The following is a 21,821-nucleotide window of genomic DNA, read 5'->3' as shown; positions in this document are numbered from 1 at the left end:
CCCGAAGTCTATTCAGGTGGGAAGAACAACGCCGCGGTCCCTGGCCATGGTCATTGCCGTGTCGAAGATCATGTCCTCTTGGCCACCGATCATTTTCTTGCGGCCCAACTCGACCAGAATATCGCGCGCCGGGACGCCAAATTGCAGGCCTGCGCGCTTGGCATGCAACAGGAATGTCGAGTAGACACCTGCATAGCCGAGAGTCAGCGACTCACGGTCAACCCGCACGATGTGCTCCATCATGGGTACGATGATGTCTTCTGCTACGTCCATCAGCTTGAACAGGTCCGTGCCGGTTTCGATGTCCATGCGTTCGCACACTGCGGCAAACACTTCCAGCGGCGTGTTGCCAGCACCGGCGCCCAAGCCAGCCACGGAACCATCAATGCGGCTCGCGCCCGCTTCGATGGCGGCGATGGAGTTGGCCACGCCCATGCCCAGGTTGTGATGGCCGTGGAAACCGATCTCGGTCTCTGGATTGAGCACCTCTCGCAGGGCACCAATACGTGCTTTTACATCGTCAGGCAGCATGTAACCGGCAGAGTCGGTGACATACACCGTCTGCGCGCCGTAAGACTCCATCAGCTTTCCCTGCCTGGCGATGCCGGCAGGATCATTGAGGTGCGCCATCATCAAAAAGCCGGAGGTGTCCATCCCCAGCTTGCGGGCATAGGCGATGTGCTGGGGCGAGGTGTCCGCCTCGGTACAGTGGGTGGCCACATGCACGCTCCGCGCACCGCAGTCGAACGCCGAGTGCAGCTCCTTCATCGTGCCAAGCCCTGGAATGAGCAGGACCGATACTTTGGCCTGCTTCATCTTGGGTGCCACTGCGCTGATGTACTCCTCATTCGTATGAGGGGCAAAACCATGCTGCAGTGAATTGCCGCCCAAACCACCGCCATGGGTGACCTGAATGTAAGGCACGCCAGCGTCATCCAGCGCGGTAGCGACCTTGACCATCTGCTCGACACTGATCTGTTCACGCTTGGCGTGCATGCCGTCGCGCAGGCACATGTCGTGCAGGATTACCTTTCGGCCCTTGAGGCTGGAACGGGGGGACTGACTCATTACGCGACCTCCGAAGCTTTAAGCTGAATCTTGCCGGCGAGAATTTCCTCGGCAAACATCTCTGCAGTGCGGGTAGCTGCCGCCGTCATGATGTCCAGATTGCCGGCATAGGTCGGCAGGTAGTCGCCCAGGCCCGCCACTTCCAGGAACACGGAGACTTTCTTGCCTTCAAAAACAGGTCCGTTGACCAGGCGGTAGCCCGGTACGTACTTCTGCACCTCGACGATCATCTTCAGAATCGACTCGGTGATTCGGGTTCTATCCGGCTCGTCATCCGTCAGACAGTAGATGGTGTTGCGCATCATCATCGGTGGGTCGGCCGGGTTGATAATGGCCAACGCCTTGCCCTTGCGAGCACCACCGACTTTCACAATGGCACTTGAGGTGGTGTTGGTAAATTCATCCAGATTGGCACGGGTGCCCGGCCCAATCGACCTGGACGCCAGGCTGGCAACAATCTCGGCATACTCGACGCTCTGAATACGCGAGACGGCATTGACGATCGGGATAGTGGCCTGGCCAGCGCAGGAGATCATGTTGACGTTCATCTCCAGCTTCTCTGCGTGCTCTCGCAGGTTCACCGGTGGCACGCACAGCGGGCCGATAGCCGCTGGGGTAAGGTCAATCATCAACACCCCAAGGGCGTTTAGCTTGCGGCTGTTTTCGGCATGTACATAGGCGCTGGTAGCGTCAAAGGCGATCTGAATGCCATCTTCAAGCACGTGCGGCAGAAGACCATCCACGCCTTCATGGGTGGTTTTCAAACCCATGGCACGAGCGCGCACCAAGCCCTCGGATTCGGGGTCGATACCGACCATCCAGACGGGTTCAAGCACTGGACTGCGCAAGATTTTGTAGATCAGGTCAGTGCCGATGTTGCCTGAGCCTATGAGTGCACATTTGATCTTCTTCATTGAGATTGTTCCTTATTCTTCGCAGCGCGCTGTGCCATGCTCATACCTGCGACGTAAAACTCGTCGCTACCGTGCTCGGTGATGAGGATGCGCACTGTTTCTGGAGCACACTCCAGACTGTTACAAACCGCTGTGGTGACGGCTGCTGCAACGCGGCTCTTCTGCTCAGCGGTGCGGCCTTCGACCATGTGCATTTCGATAATTGGCATGCTTGACTCTCTTCGTTTTTGTCGTTATTCAACGAAACGCATCGACACGGTACCTAGCTCCTGAAAGCGAGCCACAATGCTGTCTCCCGGTTTCACCGCGAGGGCCTCGGTGATGCCACCACTCATCACGAAGCTGCCGGCCGGCAGTATCTCGCCCATCTCTGCCAGGATATTCACCAGCATGGCGATGGCTTCGGCCGGATGTCCCATGACTGCCGCAGAGGCACCCATGGCGACGATCTCGCCGTTTTTCTCCATCACCACGCCAAGGGTCTTGAGGTCCAGATCCTCGACATAACGTGCCCGCCCACCCCCGACAAAGCGCGCGGAAGAGCCGTTGTCGGCGATCACACTGGCCAGATCGAACTTGAATCCGGAAAATCGAGAATCAATGATTTCGACTGCGGGGAGGACGTAGTCGGTCGCCGCCAAGACGTCCTGGGCGGTACAACCTGGCCCCTGCAAGTCACTCTTCATAACAAAAGCCACTTCGCATTCAACCCGTGGATGCACCAGGTCTGAAGTGGAGATGGCCGAACTCTCGGGGCGGGCCATGCGATCGGTCAAAAAGCCGATCGAGGGCACATTGACACCCATCTGCTGCATCTTGGCTTTTGACGTCAGCCCGGCTTTCCAGCCCACCAGCTTGTGGCCTTTTTCGATGAAGCGACGACGAAGTTCGCTTTGCACGGCATAACCATCGGCGATGGTCATGTTCGGGTATTCGTCGGTCAGCTTGGGAATGGCGTAGGCGCGGGTCTGCGCCCCTTCAACCCGCTCGCACAGGCGAACGATGTCCTCACGCAACAGTGTCAGGTTGCTGCTCATACTGTGCTCCTCCCGGAAAATTTGACCCGACAGCTGCCAAGGCCGCCGACGGTACACACCAACTCATCCCCATCTGTCACCGGTACTAGCGAAGACTGGGAGCCCGAGAGAATCACCTCGCCTGCCTTGAATGGAATACCCAATGCACCCAAGGTATTGGCCAGCCAGGCCACAGCATTCGCCGGTGAACCTTGCACCGCAGCACCCACGCCGGTAGAGAACAACTCGCCGTTCTTCTCCAGCACCATGCCTGCCAGGGTGATATCGAGCTTGCGCGGATCGCCCTTGGTTTTACCCAGTACGAACACACCACAAGAGGCGTTGTCCGCAACGGTGTCCTGGATCTTGATCTGCCAGTCGGTAATGCGTGAATCGACGATTTCGAAACAAGGCACCACGTAGTCGGTCGCACGGATCACATCCATCGCGGTGATACCTGGCCCCTTGAGATCGTGCTTCAACACAAAGGCCAGCTCGGCTTCGGCTTTCGGCTGAATCAACTGGCTGAGGTCGATGGTGTCGCCCTCTTGAAACACCATGGCCGAAGTGAGCATGCCGAAGTCCGGCTGATAGACGCCGAGAAAGTCCTGCACAGGCTTGCTGGTCGCACCGATTTTCTTGCCGACGATGGTTTCACCCGCCGCCAGCCGCCGAGCGACAAAGCGCTCCTGGATACGGTAAGCATCCTCAATGGTGATCTCTGGCTCACGGGTGAGCAGTGGTGCAACGGCGCGACGGGAGACGAAAGCTTGGTAAAGCTCATCGCCGTAATGCTCGATCTTTTGCTTGTCCATAAGGGCCTCAGAGTTTCACGCAGATATTTCGGGTTTCGGTGTAGAATTCCAGCGAATGAACGCCGCCTTCACGACCGATGCCCGACTGTTTGGAACCGCCAAACGGGGTGCGCAAATCGCGCAGGAACCAGCTATTGATCCAGGTGATGCCAACGTCGATCCGCGCCGCCATGCGGTGGGCACGAGATAAATTAGAGGTCCAGAGGGTGGTCGACAGGCCGTAATCGGTCGCGTTGGCTTTCTGCACAACTTCGTCCTCGCTGTCGAACGGCGAAATGTGGCAGCACGGCCCGAAAATTTCTTCCTGCACAACGGAAGCTGTTTCCGGCAGGCCGGTCCAAATAGTGGGCTGCACCCAGGCACCTTCTGCCAGATCCGCCGGCATGTCAGGCACGCCGCCACCCGTCACCAGGGTGGCGCCCTCTTCCACTGCCTTACGGTAGTAAGACAACACCTTCTGCTTGTGCTCCTGGCTGATCAGCGGGCCGTAGTTGGCATGATGATCATCTGGACGACCATATTTGACCGCCTCCGCCTTGACCTTCAGGGCCTGGACAAAACGCTCGAAAATCGGACGCTCGACATACACCCGCTCGGTGCCCAGACAGACTTGGCCCGAGTTGAGGAATACCGAGCGTGAGAAGCTCTCAACTGCTGCATCAAAGTCCGCATCGGCAAATACGATGCCGGCGTTCTTGCCACCCAGTTCGAACGACACATCGCGCATGCCTTCGGAAGCGGCTTTCATGATGGCCGCGCCAGTGCGGGTCTCGCCGGTAAAGGTGATGGCATCGACGTGCGGGTGTTGAGTGACGAATTCGCCAGCGGAGTTGGGCCCGAATCCGTTCACTACGTTGTAGACACCCTTGGGGATGCCCACTGCGTTCATCACTTCACCCAGCAGTGCCGCCGTTTGTGGCGACTCTTCGGACGGTTTGACCACCACGGTATTACCGCAGGCTAGCGCCGGACCTACTTTCCAGGTCATCAGCATGAATGGGGCATTCCACGGACAGATCACGCCGATCACACCCTTGGGGCGGCGAATCGAGTAATTGAAGGCGCCGCGACCATCAGGCGTTTCCATCTGGAAGGATTCGCTGGCGACGTTCTTGATCACGTCGGCGAACACTTTGAAGTTGGCCGCCCCGCGCGGGATGAACACGTGCTTCATGACGTGTTCCGGCTGGCCGGTGTCGGACATCTCGGCCTCAATGAAGTCGTCGAAGCGGCGGGTGATTTCGTTAGCCACGCCGTAGAGCAGCTCAATACGTTGATCCGTGGTAAGACCACCCCACTCGCCCTGTAGGGCATTACGCGCAGCGCTTACGGCGGCATCTACCTCGCCGCGTCCGGCTTCACTGATCGAGCAAATAACACGGTTATCGACCGGTGAACGCTTGTCGAAACGTTTGCCACTGGCAGCGCTGACAAACTCACCGGCGATGAAATTTTCAATCTGGCGCATGGAAGCTCCGGGGTGTTGTTCTGTATGACTACCCGCTGCACCTTGCTCAGGTCAGCGGGTATTAGTCCCTGAAAGCGAGTCTAGAAAAGCCAGGCAATACCGGCTAATACTTTATTTTGCCAACTCTGATACCTACAGGGTATTGACACTGAGGTAACAAAATCAGCCCACACAAGCTCCCTTAACTCACCTATAGCGGGAGCTTGTCGGCGCGATCAGATAGCCTTGAACAAGGGACTGCGGACCTGCTGAGCATCTGCCGCCGATATAAACTTCTCGGTATAGATGTCGCGCTCAAACAGGCGGCCCTGCATCAGCGTGCTGATGCAGGAGTCAATCATTAGAGGCGGACCGCACAGGTAAGCCTTGTGCCCCCTGAAGTCATTCTTGAAGTGTGCCTTGGCGGCGTCATGGACGAAGCCACGGAAGCCTTCCCAGCCAGAGTCCTCCGGCTCATGGGAGAGCGCGGGCACGTAGTTGAAGTTCGCGTATTGCTGAGCCATGGCGAGGAAATCGTCGTGGTAATACAGCTCGCCACGATGGCGTTGGCCATAGATGAGGGTGATCGGCAGCTCAAAGCCTTCCGCCAGCAAATCCAGAATCATTGAGCGCGGGCTGGAAAGCCCGGAACCGCCGCCCATGAAGATCACCGGCATATGCGCCGACTTCTTCACAAAGAAGCGACCGTAGGGGCCGGTAATGCTCATGCGCTCGCCGACCTTCACCTGCTCATGCACATAACCCGTACCACGACCGCCTGGCACGATACGAATATTCAGCTCGATCTCGCCGCCCTCCGTAGGCGCACTGGCAATCGAAAATGCCCGGTTGCCAATACCGTCAGGCAACTGCAGATTGATGTATTGGCCGGCCTGGAAGTGCATTCCAGCCGGATCGTCGAGCTTGATCCATACGCCCTTGATGGTGGGCGTGAGGGTCTCGATGCGGCTGACCGTGCCGACGAAGTCGCGTACTGGCAGATTCTCGGCATCCGGGTCTTCATCGATTTCCGCCTCAATCACCAAGTCGCTCTCAGCGGTAGCGCAGCAGGCCAGGCATTTCTTCTCTTCGCGCTCAAAATCCATCAGGGCAAAGCTGGAGGCCTCGCCGTGTTCAATTTCGCCATCCACCACCTGAATTTTGCAGGTCGCACACAGGCCGTGGCAGCAGGCGTGAGGCAGGTAAATGCCGGCCCGCAGAGCCGCATCGAGAATGGTCTGACCTTCTTCGATCTCGATGGTCTGACCCAGTGGTTCAATCGTCAGCTCGTAACTCATAGCCTGTCCCCTTTTCAGCTAACTGCGCAAATAGTGTTGAGGCCCGGCGTACTGAAACGCAGCTGATCTTTGTGGCCAATAGCATTTTCGGCCAGGCTGAGATCGAAGTCGGGCACCCAAGGACGGTTGCCCTTGAGCCACTGGACAGCGCGCCAGTTGATCGTTGCGGTGTCCGGATCCGCTTGCAGCAGCGGCTCGAGGACGACCTGAATCAACTCGGCGAAGGTAGTCTGCGGCGGCAGACAAAGCAGGAACGGGGCAGCAAAAAGCAGATGGTGATCCCAACTGACGTAAATCAGCTGTTTTCCGTTGAAATTCTCAACGCGATCACGGGCAACGCCTACGTATTTTTTAAGGGCTACTACAGGCATTTTGTTCTCCTTATTATTGTGTTGAGAGGTGGTCGCTTCAACTAACGACCACCCCCCTTTAGAGGCTTACTGGTTAGACGTTGCCAGACCACGCCACAGTTCGAAGTTGTGGCGGTCCTGGGAGTCGGCAAAATCACCATTGTCCTGACCATCTTTCAGCGAAACCCAATCCATCCAGGCAGCCAGATCACCATTGAGCGGCGCTTGGAAGAGTGCAGGCATGGGCAGCCAGGCCTGGATATATTTCTCCGGCTCATTATTGAAGATTTCGAGGCAATGATCAGAGCAGAAGTGGTACTTATCGCCTTTGTATTCAACTTCACGATGGCAAGTAAGCGTCGGATCATTTGGCTCGGTAAATACCGTCGGCAACTGGCAGCACTGGCACAGTTTAGCCAGGCCATAGTTCTTGAACGGCGTACCTGCGGCCGCCAGCTTCTTGATGTGTTCCCAGCGTGGCCGGTAATACTTGTCGAACGTGGTGGGGTACTTGGCAGATAACCATTGCAGGTCCTCATCCGAGGGGATCCATGCATGGAAGGAAGTACCAAAGCTCCACTGGTAAAGACCCAGCATGAACTGGTGCGACATGTGGTCGATGCCTGCTTCGGCGTCATCCCAGCTCTTCGGTGGACGAATACCGTAGCGCGCCAGATCCTTGAACAGCGCACCGCCGTTCTCGGCACCGTAAATATCCCATGCCTCGCGCCACGACATAACTCGCTTGGGCAGCATGTAATCCATCATGGTGCTGACCAGACCGAGAACCCGGAAACCACGCCAGAACCACTTGTCGATCCAGCCCTGAACGATGGGCAGGTTGTCCGGATCCTGCTCGAGCATGAACTTGATGCATTCAAGCCCCAAGGTCATGTGCCGTGCTTCATCCGACTGGGCCGAGAAGCCGAAGGTCACCGTGGCCATGTCACCGTTGTAGGCTGCGCCGGACATGAACGGCACGAACAGCAAGTTGGTCAGCACGTATTCGAACGAGAAGCCGATGGCAATCATGAACTCGAACGGACCGGCAGACATCGCGTCGTCAAAGAACGAACGCGCCACGGAGGTGTACCAGATGCGGTCACGCTGATCAGCAAACGCATGGAAGCCGTTGTAGAACTTGTTGTAATTGGACAGTGCATGGATTTGCGTCTGGGCGTGGCGAATCTCATCAATTGCCTGCATCTGACAGGCCACTTGCGTCCCCACACCGCGAAACTCACGGCCCACACGGGCAAATCCTTTATGCGCGGCGTACTCACCCGGACTGATGGCCTGCAGAAATATTTTCAAGGCCGACAGATAGCGTGCATCGGTAATATTCAGATGGCCGTTATTCTGCGCATGGGCGTCAATAATCGCGTAAAACTTGCGCTCTTTTTCCGCCTGATACTTCCAGTACGCATCCATGGTCAAGCGGAACGGATCTTCCCACTTGTTCCAGTCATGGATCTTCAGCCCTTCATAAGCAATGTAGGGAAAAAGTTCTTCCTCGGTGCGATAAGACGGCTCCCATGCCAGGTCGCGCGTCAACAAGCGGTACTTTTCTTTCGCATTCATTTTTTTATTATTTGCTTTCATGTCCATGCTAAATATTCTCGCTTAGTTGCCCCAGGTCAGGGTCAAGGAGTCTTCGTCTTCAACGACGTTGCCGGAGAGCGTGATCAGGTTGATATTCAGCTCTTGCATATCAAAGCTGCGGCCCATCTGTTCTTCAATGGTTTCTCGGCGAATGACCAGGCGACCAGGCGCATTGATCTTGACCATTGCCGGTTCACGATTGACCACGGCCTCGGGGTTATCTATTTCTATCGCCTCAATAATGGGGCGAGTCTCTTCATTGGTTTGCAATGCAATAAATACAGTTGACATAAAAGCCTCTCAAGCCACGACACCGGTTTTGTCCAAGCGAACCTTGAAGGCTGCCAATTGTTCAGCCATGACCTCATCGGCCTGGTCCGTAAAGACCTGCCCAATCACCGGCAGCAAGGCTGCGGCAGCGCGATCACGCCAAACGGTTGTCCAGACCTGTAACTGCTCGCGGTTTTGCTCGGATTCAGCGGCCGCTACCTTCATGACCGCGTCGACCCATTTACGGGTTTCATCAAACCAGTCGCTCATGAATTGAGTCAGCATGGCCACTGCCGAGCCGCCATTGGCCGCGAACCGGTCATCCACGATGCGCCCATACACCAGCGGATAGAGCAAGCCATCCAGGGCCACGTTTTGCGCAACAAACAGCTCGAACGGATCACGTACCGCCATGCAATCCTCGGTATAACGACGTAGCGCTTGCCAGGCTTCTCCCTCCATCCAGGCGGCCTTGCCCTCTTCAAGGGCTTCCGTGCCACCAAGCAGCAGGCCAATACGCGACAAGTATTGAGCCGAACCCAGGTTATCCATCGCGTGGTACATACACGGCTGGGTGAACACCGTGCTGTAGCCGTAGCCGCAGATAAAGGTGTTGTTGAGATTGGCGCCCCAGGCAGCGTGGCGCAGCGGCACCAGCAGATTGAGCGCAGAGCTGCGCAGATCATCCGAAAGCATGTCGGCCAGGCCGCGGGTTTCGACGAAGTTGAAGTTCGCTTCGGTGTTTTCTTGCTGGCGCGCGCGCGCCAAGGTGTAGGTGCTGTAGTAGAACTGACGCGGGTCTTTCAGTGCGTACCAGTCGCGCATAACGATCTTGGTGATGCTGGCGTCGTAAAGCGCCTGCTCCGGGTCCCAGGTCGGCAGGTAGTGCAAGTTTTCCTCGGGCTGGATGTCGTAGCTGCCTTCCTGATATCGCGACGAGGGCTTGTCGCCAAAACGACGGGCCAAGTGATCAAACGTCTGCCGCAATGGCTGAATACTGACCGTGCGAAGATCTATATGCATGTGTATCTCCCACAAGCGTTTCACCTAAGGTGAAACGCCCAATTCGATTAGTTTTTGAAACGAACCTGTGTGGCGTCAGCGAGTCGCCAACCCCATCCAGCCGAAGCATCTTCCTCGTCTGTGGCTTCGGTCGGCGCGGGCATCAACGCAACCTTGTTGGTGGCACAGAACTCGGCGAAGGCTTCATGAGTCAGGATCATTTCAACGAACAACCCGGGTTCGCCGATGGCAAAGTCGAACTCGACAAAGCGGCTTCCGCGACTGCCGGTGACCCGCACAAAACGCTTTTTCGTATCCAGGTCGGCCGGCTGCATTTCCAGTGACTCATCGGGCGAAGTCATGGACGTGCCCTCAGGTCACTACAGTCAAAAAGGTTTCGTGCAGTTTGCGCTGCGGGTAGTCGAGGCCCTGGGCGAAGTTGTCGTAGGTCCAGGACAGCGGCTCGTAATCCGGATAAGGGTGGTAGCCACCCATGAAGGTTTCAAAACGATTGCCGGAGGGGTCCCAGGCATAGATGGTGCAGCCTCGGGTTACGCCATGACGGGTAGGGCCAATATCCACGTTCACTTCGTTCATCGACATAATGTCGCCAGCACGCAACACCTGCTCCCACGACTCGAGGAGGAACGAGCAGTGGTGCAGCTTGCCCTTCTCCGGATACTCGACGAAGGCGATGTCATGGACTTTGTGCGAGCAGGACAACCAGATGCCCATGTCACTGTTACCGTCGGGACTGAGTACTCGCTCAACCAGAAAGAAGCCCAGGACGTCGGTGAAGATTTTTTTCACCTCGGCGATGTTTGGGCCATACAGCAAGCAATGGTCCAGTTGGACAGGAGCAATGCCATGCTCGCGCTGAGCATTCCACGGGGCCGGGTTGACTTCGGGAATACCATTACCGATGCGAGTTTTTTCCGCGTACAACTCAATCAGATGACCGGATGGCAATTCAAAGCGCACGCGCTCGCCGGTTTCCAGCATTTCACCTGCCGGGATGCGGGTAGTGACCAAGCCATAGGCTTGCAGATCAGCATCAAGCTTTTCCAGAGTGGCTTTGTCCAACACCTTGAAACCAAAGAAATCGATGCCAGCGGTGTCCGCCTCACGAATCACGTAGCAGTTGTGATCGCGCTCGTCCCAGCATTTGAAATATACGCGCCCCTGATCATCACGCCCGGTTTCCACCAGGCCCAATACGTTGCGGTAAAAGTGAATGCCTTCTTCAAGGTTCAACACGCGTACCTGGGCATGCCCTGGACGCAATACACCTGTCATCGCCATTTGTTGTCTCCATTATTGGCTAGATGAGATGGGCTCTACGTGTGCCCTTTCGGGCTAGCGACAAGCCGGACTTACAGTCTCAATCTAACTTTGCATAGAGGATGCCAACAATGATAACAACTTGATTTAATTATGGTTTTTTAAAATAAACAGAAAGTATGCACCCTTCTCTGGATGACGTTTCTGTCCATTCGCCACTCGCGCCTTACAAAAACGTAAGGCTGCACATCAGCAAAACGCGATGCTCCAAGCCAAACAATGTCCGCCCCTCGGCAAATGAGCCTGGAGTGACTGCTAAATGGGCAAAAAAAACACGTCGAGCGACGTGTTTGGCATAAAACTTCTCAATAAACAGGTATTCCCACCGCCTTCGCGGTCATGTCAAAGAAATACCTGAATTAAAGAACGCCTATGGATTGATAGGTGTACGTTTTTGTCAGGCGCTATTCGGAGACTGCTCGATATCACCCAACACCTGTTTCACCCGATACGCTAACTGACGACGGGTTATGCCGAGTAGACGTGCCGCGTGGGTGAGGTTGCCATTGGCTCGCAAAACAGCGAGTTTCAAAAGTCGAGCTTCATGTGCCTGAAGATCGAAGCCCTCATCAAGTAAACTTTCGCAAAGCTTATCTTTCTTGGCTTCATCCGCATTGCCCACCTTCCCCTGCCTGTCAATGACAGCACCGAGCGCCGTCACCGGGGCCATACCAGGGAACAGATGCTCTACATCAATTTGCCCCCCCGAGGGTGCAAGCAAAACAGAACGCTCAACCAGGTTTTCAAGCTCACGGACATTGCCCGGCCAGTTATAGGCCATCAGCTCTTGCATCGCCAGATCGCTGATACCGTTAATAGTCTTGTGATAGAGCGGTGAGTATTTTTCGATAAGCACCGAGACCAACACCGGAATATCCGATTTGCGCTTGCGCAGGGGAGGAATCTCTAATGGATAGGTCGCCAGGCGATAGTAGAGGTCGGCGCGAAAACGACCATCAACGATGGCCTGTTGCAAATTGACGTTGGTGGCGGCAACCAGCCGCACACTGACCTTGCGGGGCTTATCATCACCCAGTCGCTCGACTTCCCCGGTTTGCAGTACCCGCAAGAGCTTCACTTGGGCCGAAGGAGAAAGCTCCCCCAGTTCATCAAGGAATAGCGTGCCACCATCGGCTCGTTCGAACTTGCCTGGACGTGAGTTCTGTGCGCCGGTATAGGCCCCTTTCTGCACACCAAAAAGCTCTGATTCGATCAGGTCGTTAGGAATCGCTGCACAGTTAATGGCCACAAACGGTTTATCTGCACGCTCACTGTTTTCGTGCAGCCACTGGGCAAATACTTCTTTGCCGACCCCGGTTTCACCCAAGAGTAAAACCGTTATAGGACTGCTGGCTGCCTTGCTGAGCAAACTGAAAGCGGCACTAAACGCTGGGGAGCTGCCCACCAGCTTGCCGGGTGGGCGCTGTTCGCGCTGACGACCACGCACTTGCCACAGCTCCTCTTGCAACTGTTCAAAAGAGGTTTCCTTATCCTTTGCCTCCAGACAGTGTTCGAGGAAAGCCTCATCTCCCCAGTCTTCCACCGGTTTGCCAACCAGCACGCAGTTAACGTCACCACAACACACGCATTTGGTTTCACGAAAAACGATGAAACGCTTGAAGAATCGAGAGGTATAACCCGACGCATAGCCCGACAGATGCCAGCAAGCGACCTCATCGCCAGCGCCGAATAATTGCAAATGCGATTCAGCTTCCCATGAGTTTTCACATTTCACTTCGCCAAAAAATGTCCCTTTTTCCCAGTCTATTTTAGCTTCGGTAATTGTTGACCGAACCAGCCCTTCAAACGCGTGCAGCTCAGGGCCGAGCTTGAAAACATCAAAGTCGTCACCCGCGCCATAGAGCTTTTGCGCGAGGTCAGCATCATGCTGGCCAGCTGCAAAACCCATGCGAAACAAAAGTCCTTTGGCGCGCTTGGCCCCAAGCGACTCAAACAACTCTTGGCGCAAGGCCCCGAAGGCCTTGGCGTGAAGCAGCAGCATGCGGTTTTCGTCGAGCCAGATCTGCCCGCTCTCGATATTAAAGCGCAGCCGTGAACGCAAATTGAAGCGTTCGGCAAGGGGTTGCTCGATCATGAACATTCCTAAAGCGTAACGAAGCACGAGCCTTTCGATCTTGAGGACGGTAAAACTCACCAAAATCGATTGCGTTTATTATTGTGCGTGCGATCTAAAACGTTCGCTGCATGGGTCTTAGTTTATGCGGATAACGTGACACACGCTTCTTTGACTTTTAGGTAGGCGCTTCTGATCAAAGGAGTCGTGCGCTCACGTATCTGTTTCAGCTTCCCGCCTTGGGCCGCATTGAGCAGTTCGTCACGAAGCACACGATAGCTGTCCAAAGCATCCCGCAAACGGGAAAAATGAGCTTTACGTGCTTCACCCCCTGCCCCGCCATCCAATTGCGCACGCCCCAGCAGGTGATCGATTTCTGTGTCCAGAGAGCGTATCCGCTCTATATGCGGCAGCATCTGCGAGGTCGCGCGGGCATTCAAAACCATTATGTTGTGAGCACGAACTTCTTCGATTGCATCGATCATGGATGCCAGCGCATTACGACTGACATCTATTTTGTTCGCCAATACCTTCAGATCCACCAGGCCCAACATCAATTGGCGTAAACCCGCATTGCAGTCGTTGACCCGGTTATCCAGCTCGCTGGCCAAGCGGGCCACACCCCCGGAATCTTCCAGCAATTGCCCGGTCTTCTGCACTTCGACACTGGCACGCTGGGCAATCTCCTGCACCGAGCTAACGGTATTTTGCGCAGTGCCGGCGATACCCCTCAACACACCGCAAGCATCGTCAGCTTGTTTCACACCCTCGGTGGCTTCCTGGCGAGCCTGAGCCAGGCGCTGTTCAAGGCGGTCAATACCGTCGCCGATCAGAGCGATAATTTCTCCAACACCCAGTGTCGCGTCGCCTGTGCTCTCCGCCAGCTTACGGACTTCATCAGCGACCACACTGAAACCCCGGCCTTGTTCACCCGCTCGGGCAGCCTCAATAGCGGCATTGAGTGCCAACAAATTAGTTTGCCCTGCGATGCTCCTGATAATGGCAACGATCTCGCTGATGCGTGCAATTTGATGACGAACACCATCAAATTCCTCACCCACTCCTGCCACCACATTGGCCAGATCGACCATCGCGGCAGCCACCTGCTGCACCTGCTCGCCACCACCAGACACCTGATTACGAGCATCGGTAGTGGCCGAGGCCAGTGCAATGGCTTCGCCCGACGTGGCCCGAGCGCGCTCAGCCATACCTTGGACTTCGACCATTGAGTTCACCGCCAGCTCCGACTGCCGATCCGCAGTGCCAATGGCCTCCGTGAAACCCGAGACCAATGTGCCTGCCGAAATCGTCAGTTCCGAGGCCAGTACATTCATGCGCTGAACCGACTCGACCTTGCCTTGTAATACCACCAGCAAGCGCGCCATTGAATCCTGCATGCTTGTCGGTGCGGGCTGAGGATCCGCTAGCATCACAAGGGTGTTGTTAAGCGCAGCCCCGATCGCTCGTTCACGCCGCGAACTGCCACTTAGCAGCACCCACGCAACCAGCGCCGTCGAAATGGCCCAAAGCCAATGCAGTCCGCCTACATCAAACCCTCCAAGCATCGCGCCAGTTGCCAGAAAAATCGTATTGATCAGATCACGGCCATGACCGCTCCATATAGTGCTCATAGTCAATGCACCCTTCTCGCCGGTCAGATCGCAACGCCCTGCTTGGGCTTCAACAGAAAGTGGGCGAGCGCTGGTAACAAGATCAGCGCTCCGAGCATGTTCCAGACAAACATGAACGCCAGCAAAATACCCATATCAGCCTGGAACTTGATCGGCGACCAGACCCAGGTAGCTACCGCAATCCCCAAGGTGATACCGGTTAACACCACCACTTTGCCGGTAAAGATCAACGCCTTGTAGTAAGCCTCAGAGAGCGACATACCCTCCTTCATCCGCGCCAGAGTCACGGTCATCACGTACAGCGCGTAGTCCACTCCTATACCCACACCGAGGGCGATCACCGGCAGCGTAGCAACCTTGACGCCGATGTTCAGCCACACCATCAACGCTTCACACAGTACTGAAGTAATCATCAGCGGCACCACCGCACAGACAACCGCACGCCATGAGCGAAAGGTAATGAACGCCAGCACGATAACCGCCGCGTAGACCAGGAACAGCATTTGAACGTTGGCCTTTTTCACCACTATGTTGGTGGCGGCCTCTATGCCGGCGTTGCCCGCAGCATTGAGAAAGCGGATGTCATCGCTGTTGTATTTAGCCGCGAAGCCTTCCACCACGCCGACCACGCTGGTCAACGTATCGGCTTTATGGTCCTTGAGGTAGGCATACACCGTGAGCAAGTCGCAGTTTTGGTTGAACATCTCACGCGGTGCGCGAGTAATGATGGCGTTGAGCATGTCTTGCGAACGTGGCACTTCGAACCATTTGAGACTGCCTTCGTTCATCCCTGCGTTAGCCACCTTGGCGATGCCTGCCAGCGAACTGATGGCCTCAACCCCAGGCAGTTTCTGCAATTCATGCGACAGCGCATCGACAGCCATCAGCGTGCTGTAGTGAGCACACGCGTATTGCGGTGTCTTGACCATGATGATGAACACATCACTGCTCGCCGCATAGTTGTCCACCATAAAGGCGTTATCACGGTTGTAACGCGAATCCGCACGCAGCTCCGGTGCGCCAGGATCGGTATCGCCAATTTTCAGATGGGCGCTCACCACCAGACCGACGATGCCTAAAGCCAGGCCCACGGCCACGGCCACGGTCGCCCAGAAGCGTCGCGTAAACAGGTCTAGGAATGCCCAGAACGGGTGCTTTCTGTGATGTGTATCGTTGTTTTCCGACAGCTCTGCCTTGAGGCTGCGCTTCGCTGCCGCAGAGCTGACTCCCGTGTAAGAAAGCAGGATTGGCAGCAGCACCAGGTTGGTAAAAATCAGCACAGCGACACCGATACTCGCCGTGATAGCCAGATCCCGTATGACCTGGATATCAATCACCATTAACACAGCGAAACCGACTGCATCGGCCAGCAACGCGGTCATGCCCGCGAGGAACAAGCGTCGAAAGGTATAGCGCGCAGCCACCCATCGGTGCGTCCCACGCCCGACGTCCTGCATGATGCCGTTCATCTTCTGCGCACCGTGGCTCATGCCAATAGCGAACACCAGAAAAGGCACCAGGATCGAGTAAGGATCAAGCTCGTAACCAAGCGTAGGTAAAAGCCCCAGTAGCCATACCACCGCGACCATCGAACAGAACACCACCAACAAGGTGCTACGCAGGCAGCGGGTGTACCAAAAAAGTACCGCGGTGCAGATGACGATGGCTGCGGCAAAGAACACCAGGACCTGTCTTAGACCATCAATCAGGTCACCCACTACCTTGGCGAAGCCGGTAATGTGGATTGCAATTTTGTCCGACTCATACTTGGTGCGCAATTGCTCAACACGCAGGGAGAGTGCGTGATAGTCAATCCGCTCGCCAGTTTCAGAGACTTTTTCCTGGAGAGGAACCAGCACAATGCTCGACTTATAGTTCGCCGCTACCAACTGGCCAACCTCACCCGAGCGCTCGACGTTTATTCGGACCTGCTCAAGGCTTGGCGCAGAACCATCGTAGTCATCGGGAATAACCGGCCCGCCGTCCAAACCTTCTTCGGTCACGCCTGTCCAGCGTATAGCTGGCGCCCACAGCGACTTCATGTAAGGGCGATCGACACCCGGCAGCAGGAAGACTTCATCACTAAGCTTGCGTACCGTTTCCAGATACTCGGCATTGAAGATATTACCGTCTTTGGCTTCCACCGCGATGCGTAGCGTGTTGCCCATGCCAGACAGCTGCTTTCGGTTTTCCAGGAAGTTGACAATATAAGGATGACCGGTAGGGATCATCTTCTCGAATGCGGCATTGAGCGAAAGCCCACGCGCCTGATAACCCAGCAACAGCGTGATAAACAAACACAGTGCAACGATCACTATGCGGTTGTTGAACAGCAACCGTTCACAGAGTGTTCCTGATTGTTTATCGAACGCCTGCAGGTCGCTTATCACAGCTTCCGAGGGAATAAGCTGCGCATGATTCATTATTGAACTCCCGAAACTAATGTGTCCGGCTCAATCCGGGACAGCCCGCGCGCGCCGAAAATGATCAGAGCACCCTCCGCCGACTCGACGACACTGCTGAGCCCTGCTTGCGTTTGGGTTTTGAGCGCCACAAAACTGCGGCCGTCGTCAGTACTGCGTAACAGTCGTCCACTTTCGTCAGCGAGCAGCAAAGAACCGTCGTGCAGACGTCTTGCGGCGGTAAGTGTCACCGATTGTTCTGGCGCCACCCGCTGCCAGTTGACCCCGTGATCCGGACTGCGCCAGGCATTGCCGCGTAGACCGTAGGCCAGCAGCGTATCGCCCTCGAGATTCAGTACACCGAAGAAGGTGCCTTTGTAGGGTGTGGAGATCTCACTGAAATGGTTGCCACCATCTATTGAGCGAAATAAGACGCCTTGTTCACCGGCGATCAGCAATTGTTGATTATTGATCTGCACCTGATAGAGGTGCTTGCCACGTGGGTTAGGGATTCGTCCAACCAGCGACTGCCAGCTCTGGCCACCGTCTGCAGTGGTGAGTGCTATGCCGTAAGCACCCACCACATAGCCATGCCGCTCATCACTAAACCGTACGCTCAAAAAAGGCTTGTCCGGACCATCGCTGACCAGGAACCCGGCACTACGCACCTCTGCGGCGGCGCCCTCTTGGCCAGCATCGGCACGCTGTCGGGCATCGTCGAGAATCACCTGCGCGACTTTTTGGCCGTCAAGCTGACGCTGCCAGGTTTCGCCTGCATCGGTGCTGTGCAAGACCACACCGCTGTGCCCCACCGCCCAACCTTGGGTTGGCGTTGGGAAGTCAACATCGGTCAGTAGCACGCTTACCGGAACACTCCGGGCTTGACGCCATGAATGCCCATCGTCGTCGGAAAGCAGAACGCTGCCGCGCTCGCCGACAGCGACCAGGCGCTGGCCTGCCTGGGCCACGGCCAGTAACAAACCCTGTTGGGCCCGTGTGTTTTGTTGTGCAGGAAGGTCGAGCACATCGGGCACGACCGATTGGCCTGCTGCAACGCAAAGGCTGGCCAGGCAGGAAAGACAAAGTGCGGCGACGGCAAAGGCCGTCCACCTTTTGAGTGCATTTAACATGTGCATCTGACGTACTCGAATACATCCCTCTGCCCGGATAACAGCGTTAAGCACTGCATCGATAAGGCAAAAAAATGATGAGAAGAGACTGTCGCCACTGTGCCAAGGGGCTCAGTAGCGACACTGCAAACGCGTGATTTAACGTACGCCTTCGGCACCTACCGAGTCGCCGGTGAAGTAGGTCTCGGGCTTGCGTCCGACCACATGGAAAGTGGCCTCATTAAGTGATTGCGATGAACTCATGGTATTGGCCTGCAAGTTAAATACATGCGCGGGCTTGAGTTCCAGCATCGGCACTGATGGCAACACGAACGGCGTCACCTGAGTGGTACGCCACAGCTTGCCTTCACTGTCATAGCCATCCATCAGCAGTACCATCCAGGAGTCTTCGTCGAGGTAGTAACGACGCTTGGGCACCGCATGGCGCTTGCCAGCAGCAACTGTCGCCTCCACTTCCCACACGCGGTGCAGTTCCCAGCGCACCTTGTCAGGATTCAAATGGTGCTTGCCATAGGCCTGATCCAGCGAAGCGGTGACCACTTCATTGGTGTTGTAAGGTACGTACATCTCCCGCTTACCCACCAACTTCCAGTCATAGCGGTCGACATGCCCCATCAAGCCCATGACTTCATCGAAGTAGTTCGCACCTGACGCCACGAAGTCAGGCGTGTCATACGCCACTGTCGGTGCTCGGCGCACACGACGCTGGCCAACCAGGTATTGCCATGCCTGACGTGCCTGACTGACGTTAATGCTGTCACGAAACACCAGAGATTCCCCTGCCTTGAAGGGCGGTGCAATGGTGCTGAAACGCTGCAGGAAGTACTCACCGCTCCACTTGTCTGCCGAACCATCCTTGTAGTAGTACGGGTATTGGTTGGATTGATCGTTCATCGTCGCCATGGCTCGCGAGCCATCAGAAGTCAAAATGATGTTTTTGAAGTTGGAGACTTCAGTGGCTTCACTTTCGACCCGCAACAGGTGGTTCCAAATAGCTTCAACACCGGATTTTGGAATTGGGAATGGCACGCCGCCATAGCAACCCTGCAAGGACATGCCATTGTCTTGAACCTTGCACTGGGTGGCATTTTTCATTGTGTTGTCATAGACATACTGCGGCGCTGCCGCCGTACGATGAGTGGGGTAAACATCCAGGCGAAAAGTATCAGGGTACTTTTTCAGCAATGCCTGAGTCCCTTCGGACAACTTATCCGCATACGGCCCCATGTTCTGCGCCGTCACTTTGATCAGTGGTTTCTCATCCGCAAACAACTTGACGGGAATATCACCGACTTTCTCACTGGAAGCAGACAATCCTTTGACCCCGTTCCAGGCCGGGATACTGCCATCCTTATTTGCCGACATCTCTCCGCCGAGCGGTGTCAGGCTGCTTTTAAGCTGCGCTGCTTCGTCTGCGCTCACGGCAGCGTGTGCCATCTGCGTGGTTATAAAACTGGCAACCAAAGCCGCCCATAAAACGGTTTTCTTATACATTGTGATGCCCCTCAGGCGGGAAGAAATTCAAACTTAAAAGGTGCGTTGAACCGACAACGAAATGAAATCGCGGTCGCCTTCGAAGTTTTTGTAGGAGAGTTCGGGAACGGCAGTGTCGTACTTGATAACTGAACCGGCAGGTCCGTAGTAATGCGTGTAGTTGAGGCTGGTCTGCCAGGTTTTCATGTAATCACCTTTCAACCCAACGGTGACGTTGCCACCATGCTCTGAGGGCATTAGCACGCCGTTGACTGCAGAACGGCCAGAAATCCCATAGCTCACACCGATCGGGGCCTGCAGATCCAGCCCTGGGGCAACCTGAAAATACTCGGGGGTAAAGATGAATTGCAGCGCACTCGCGTCACGCGTTGCCGAAGGGTCCAACTGATCTCGATTTTCAGTGACGCTCAAGAGTCGGTTAAAGGCAAGTTCACCGATAACGGATGCGCCATCCCAAAACGGCGTAGCGGCCAGAACATCAATCGCTGACAAGTTGGCATGCAGAGTGCGACCCACAGGGTAGGCCGCTTTACTGTCGCCATTTGCGCCCACGCTAGAGGGCACGATCACTGTATTCCCGGAGGCTACCAACGGCATGTTGCCACGGAAAGAAACCTCTCCAGCAACGTTGGCTTCACCGATCAAGGTACTAAAGCTAGCGCCTATCGTACGGATATTCTCGCCGAAGACCTCCTCGTAAGAGCCGGTATCGGGGTGAACATAAAACTGAGGCATCTTGTCGTGGAACTGCGCCGCGTAAATACCGTATTCGACATCGCCAGCACTAAACTTTAGTTGGACGCCGCCCTGCCCCGAGTTTTTGGCATCAATATCACGACCCCGGGAGAACGAGACCCCCGGCCCCAGGATCAGCGACTCGCCGCCAGCATCAATGAAGTCGGCAAAGCTGAAATAACTACCCGCGGCTGGCAAACGAGTCTTGCGCCACTCCAACTGGTAGTAGGCGCCAACAGAGACGTTTGAATTAATCTGCAATTGTCCAGAGAGCTGATCGATCGGCCTGAGAATTTCCTTGAACTGAGAGTTGGGAACTGACAGCGCCTTAATCAAGTCGAGCGACGTTTGCGCCGCCGCGATACCGTTGCTACCGAAGAACAGGCTTTCGCCGTAGAGCTGGGTAAAACGACCCGCTTTAACGTTGAGTTGCATATCCGATGGGGTAAAACTACCGTAAACGAACGAGTCCAACATCTCCGCGTCACGCCCCTCCAGTGTCTGGGTAGCGTGAGTGAAATGGTCGTAGTTGGCAGAGCGGGAATTCACCAGCGCCCCATTGAGCGCGCCTGGGTTGTCGTTGGATTGGTTATAGACATCGTCATACCAAGCGGCACCGCTGAGACGCAGACCGAAGTTACGCTTGAATCGCAGATCGAACTCAGACAGCAGATCAAGGCGGTCGGAAATCAGCCCACGGTCAAAGTTGAGATCACCATCGTTGGTGTTGGCCTGAACACCGGTTGAATTATTAGCGACCTTGGAGTCAGCACCGTGAACCCGCCATGCAGCGCTGTATTTTACGGTGTTATCCAATGACATTTGGATGTCAGGATTACCGGAATCGATCTGAAATGCATAGGTTGCACTGCTCATCGACAATCCAGCGAGTACGCCAAATGCCAAGGCCGACCGATAACTAAAGAAAGCATTTGGTTGATAGGTATTGTTACCCATATCGTCTCCTCGATTTTTTTGTTTTTATAATTTTCGTGCTGACGCCGTGAACATTTTCTTCGCGCTTACCGACAGACGATGTGCACGAAACTATTGTTCTTGAGGGTTACCGTCCAATACCATAAACCTGCCCACCTGATACCTATTAGGTATCTCTATGCTCGCTGTGCCTGCCCGCAACGGAAGGTCTCCAACTCAGGAGTGGGCTGCGGCAAAACGCAGGATCAGGAGGATCGGCTGATCAACACTGACGGAGCATGCTTGATGGTTCTTCA

General features: G+C 55.5%; 19 protein-coding genes. All 19 read right to left on the bottom strand.

Features of this window, described 5'->3' with window-relative positions; genetic code table 11:
• Positions 1–12: 12 nt before the first annotated feature.
• Positions 13–1,068, bottom strand: coding sequence for a 4-hydroxy-2-oxovalerate aldolase (gene dmpG, locus AC1ME2_RS27865; protein WP_480438490.1), 1,056 nt, complete (start codon positions 1,066–1,068; stop codon positions 13–15).
• On the bottom strand, positions 1,068–1,982 hold the full coding sequence (locus AC1ME2_RS27860) for an acetaldehyde dehydrogenase (acetylating) (protein WP_480438489.1): 915 nt from the start codon (positions 1,980–1,982) through the stop codon (positions 1,068–1,070). Before AC1ME2_RS27860 ends, dmpG begins: the two co-directional genes overlap by 1 nt.
• On the bottom strand, positions 1,979–2,191 hold the full coding sequence (locus AC1ME2_RS27855; protein ID WP_480438487.1) for a tautomerase family protein: 213 nt from the start codon (positions 2,189–2,191) through the stop codon (positions 1,979–1,981). Before AC1ME2_RS27855 ends, AC1ME2_RS27860 begins: the two co-directional genes overlap by 4 nt.
• Positions 2,192–2,215: 24 nt before the next feature.
• Positions 2,216–3,019: a 2-oxo-3-hexenedioate decarboxylase gene (gene dmpH / locus AC1ME2_RS27850; protein WP_480438486.1), complete on the bottom strand. Its 804-nt coding sequence runs from the start codon at positions 3,017–3,019 to the stop codon at positions 2,216–2,218.
• Positions 3,016–3,813 (bottom strand): 2-oxopent-4-enoate hydratase, encoded by a 798-nt coding sequence (gene dmpE, locus AC1ME2_RS27845; RefSeq protein WP_480438484.1) that lies wholly within the window; start codon positions 3,811–3,813, stop codon positions 3,016–3,018. Before dmpE ends, dmpH begins: the two co-directional genes overlap by 4 nt.
• 7 nt (positions 3,814–3,820) lie before the next feature.
• Positions 3,821–5,281, bottom strand: a complete 1,461-nt coding sequence (locus AC1ME2_RS27840; protein ID WP_480438483.1) for a 2-hydroxymuconic semialdehyde dehydrogenase — start codon at positions 5,279–5,281, stop codon at positions 3,821–3,823.
• A 215-nt stretch (positions 5,282–5,496) separates the two neighbouring features.
• Positions 5,497–6,558, bottom strand: a complete 1,062-nt coding sequence (locus AC1ME2_RS27835) for a 2Fe-2S iron-sulfur cluster-binding protein (protein ID WP_480438482.1) — start codon at positions 6,556–6,558, stop codon at positions 5,497–5,499.
• 14 nt (positions 6,559–6,572) lie between these two features.
• Positions 6,573–6,929 (bottom strand): phenol hydroxylase subunit P4, encoded by a 357-nt coding sequence (locus AC1ME2_RS27830; RefSeq protein ID WP_480438481.1) that lies wholly within the window; start codon positions 6,927–6,929, stop codon positions 6,573–6,575.
• A gap of 66 nt (positions 6,930–6,995) precedes the next feature.
• Entirely contained in the window at positions 6,996–8,516 is a 1,521-nt protein-coding gene (locus tag AC1ME2_RS27825; protein WP_480438480.1) for a YHS domain-containing protein, read from the bottom strand.
• A gap of 15 nt (positions 8,517–8,531) precedes the next feature.
• Entirely contained in the window at positions 8,532–8,801 is a 270-nt protein-coding gene (locus AC1ME2_RS27820) for an MmoB/DmpM family protein (RefSeq protein ID WP_322179320.1), read from the bottom strand.
• Positions 8,802–8,810: 9 nt separating this feature from the next.
• On the bottom strand, positions 8,811–9,803 hold the full coding sequence (locus AC1ME2_RS27815; RefSeq protein WP_480438478.1) for an aromatic/alkene monooxygenase hydroxylase subunit beta: 993 nt from the start codon (positions 9,801–9,803) through the stop codon (positions 8,811–8,813).
• Positions 9,804–9,850: 47 nt separating this feature from the next.
• Positions 9,851–10,144 (bottom strand): phenol hydroxylase subunit, encoded by a 294-nt coding sequence (locus AC1ME2_RS27810; RefSeq protein WP_480438477.1) that lies wholly within the window; start codon positions 10,142–10,144, stop codon positions 9,851–9,853.
• A 10-nt stretch (positions 10,145–10,154) separates the two neighbouring features.
• Positions 10,155–11,084 (bottom strand): catechol 2,3-dioxygenase, encoded by a 930-nt coding sequence (locus AC1ME2_RS27805; protein ID WP_480438476.1) that lies wholly within the window; start codon positions 11,082–11,084, stop codon positions 10,155–10,157.
• A 436-nt stretch (positions 11,085–11,520) separates the two neighbouring features.
• Positions 11,521–13,218 carry a sigma 54-interacting transcriptional regulator gene (locus tag AC1ME2_RS27800; protein WP_480438474.1) on the bottom strand — a complete coding sequence of 566 codons (1,698 nt, stop codon included), beginning with the start codon at positions 13,216–13,218 and terminating at the stop codon, positions 11,521–11,523.
• Positions 13,219–13,340: 122 nt separating this feature from the next.
• Positions 13,341–14,405 carry a methyl-accepting chemotaxis protein gene (locus AC1ME2_RS27795; RefSeq protein ID WP_480442370.1) on the bottom strand — a complete coding sequence of 355 codons (1,065 nt, stop codon included), beginning with the start codon at positions 14,403–14,405 and terminating at the stop codon, positions 13,341–13,343.
• A 446-nt stretch (positions 14,406–14,851) separates the two neighbouring features.
• Complete coding sequence (locus AC1ME2_RS27790) at positions 14,852–17,251, bottom strand: efflux RND transporter permease subunit (protein WP_480438473.1); 2,400 nt, start codon at positions 17,249–17,251, stop codon at positions 14,852–14,854.
• A complete protein-coding gene (locus AC1ME2_RS27785) occupies positions 17,251–18,366 on the bottom strand; it encodes a WD40/YVTN/BNR-like repeat-containing protein (RefSeq protein ID WP_480438471.1) in 1,116 nt (371 codons plus the stop codon). Before AC1ME2_RS27785 ends, AC1ME2_RS27790 begins: the two co-directional genes overlap by 1 nt.
• 132 nt (positions 18,367–18,498) lie before the next feature.
• Positions 18,499–19,854, bottom strand: coding sequence for a DUF1329 domain-containing protein (locus tag AC1ME2_RS27780; protein ID WP_480438469.1), 1,356 nt, complete (start codon positions 19,852–19,854; stop codon positions 18,499–18,501).
• A 33-nt stretch (positions 19,855–19,887) separates the two neighbouring features.
• On the bottom strand, positions 19,888–21,546 hold the full coding sequence (locus tag AC1ME2_RS27775) for a DUF1302 domain-containing protein (RefSeq protein ID WP_480438467.1): 1,659 nt from the start codon (positions 21,544–21,546) through the stop codon (positions 19,888–19,890).
• Positions 21,547–21,821: the final 275 nt, after the last annotated feature.

The sequence above is a fragment of the Pseudomonas sp. ASL9 genome, from assembly GCF_056680335.1.
This window is presented reverse-complemented; position numbering and strand designations above follow the sequence as displayed.

Excerpts from the sequence above, each read along its gene's own strand:
- AC1ME2_RS27810 (WP_480438477.1), bottom strand. The coding sequence starts at position 10,144 with ATGACTTCGCCCGATGAGTCACTGGAAATGCAGCCGGCCGACCTGGAT.
- AC1ME2_RS27805 (WP_480438476.1), bottom strand. The coding sequence starts at position 11,084 with ATGGCGATGACAGGTGTATTGCGTCCAGGGCATGCCCAGGTACGCGTG.
- AC1ME2_RS27860 (WP_480438489.1), bottom strand. The coding sequence starts at position 1,982 with ATGAAGAAGATCAAATGTGCACTCATAGGCTCAGGCAACATCGGCACT.
- AC1ME2_RS27775 (WP_480438467.1), bottom strand. The coding sequence starts at position 21,546 with ATGGGTAACAATACCTATCAACCAAATGCTTTCTTTAGTTATCGGTCG.
- AC1ME2_RS27815 (WP_480438478.1), bottom strand. The coding sequence starts at position 9,803 with ATGCATATAGATCTTCGCACGGTCAGTATTCAGCCATTGCGGCAGACG.
- AC1ME2_RS27785 (WP_480438471.1), bottom strand. The coding sequence starts at position 18,366 with ATGCACATGTTAAATGCACTCAAAAGGTGGACGGCCTTTGCCGTCGCC.
- AC1ME2_RS27800 (WP_480438474.1), bottom strand. The coding sequence starts at position 13,218 with ATGATCGAGCAACCCCTTGCCGAACGCTTCAATTTGCGTTCACGGCTG.
- AC1ME2_RS27820 (WP_322179320.1), bottom strand. The coding sequence starts at position 8,801 with ATGTCAACTGTATTTATTGCATTGCAAACCAATGAAGAGACTCGCCCC.
- AC1ME2_RS27825 (WP_480438480.1), bottom strand. The coding sequence starts at position 8,516 with ATGGACATGAAAGCAAATAATAAAAAAATGAATGCGAAAGAAAAGTAC.
- AC1ME2_RS27855 (WP_480438487.1), bottom strand. The coding sequence starts at position 2,191 with ATGCCAATTATCGAAATGCACATGGTCGAAGGCCGCACCGCTGAGCAG.
- AC1ME2_RS27840 (WP_480438483.1), bottom strand. The coding sequence starts at position 5,281 with ATGCGCCAGATTGAAAATTTCATCGCCGGTGAGTTTGTCAGCGCTGCC.
- AC1ME2_RS27780 (WP_480438469.1), bottom strand. The coding sequence starts at position 19,854 with ATGTATAAGAAAACCGTTTTATGGGCGGCTTTGGTTGCCAGTTTTATA.
- AC1ME2_RS27830 (WP_480438481.1), bottom strand. The coding sequence starts at position 6,929 with ATGCCTGTAGTAGCCCTTAAAAAATACGTAGGCGTTGCCCGTGATCGC.
- dmpG (WP_480438490.1), bottom strand. The coding sequence starts at position 1,068 with ATGAGTCAGTCCCCCCGTTCCAGCCTCAAGGGCCGAAAGGTAATCCTG.
- AC1ME2_RS27790 (WP_480438473.1), bottom strand. The coding sequence starts at position 17,251 with ATGAATCATGCGCAGCTTATTCCCTCGGAAGCTGTGATAAGCGACCTG.
- dmpE (WP_480438484.1), bottom strand. The coding sequence starts at position 3,813 with ATGGACAAGCAAAAGATCGAGCATTACGGCGATGAGCTTTACCAAGCT.
- AC1ME2_RS27835 (WP_480438482.1), bottom strand. The coding sequence starts at position 6,558 with ATGAGTTACGAGCTGACGATTGAACCACTGGGTCAGACCATCGAGATC.
- AC1ME2_RS27795 (WP_480442370.1), bottom strand. The coding sequence starts at position 14,405 with ATGGCTGAGCGCGCTCGGGCCACGTCGGGCGAAGCCATTGCACTGGCC.
- dmpH (WP_480438486.1), bottom strand. The coding sequence starts at position 3,019 with ATGAGCAGCAACCTGACACTGTTGCGTGAGGACATCGTTCGCCTGTGC.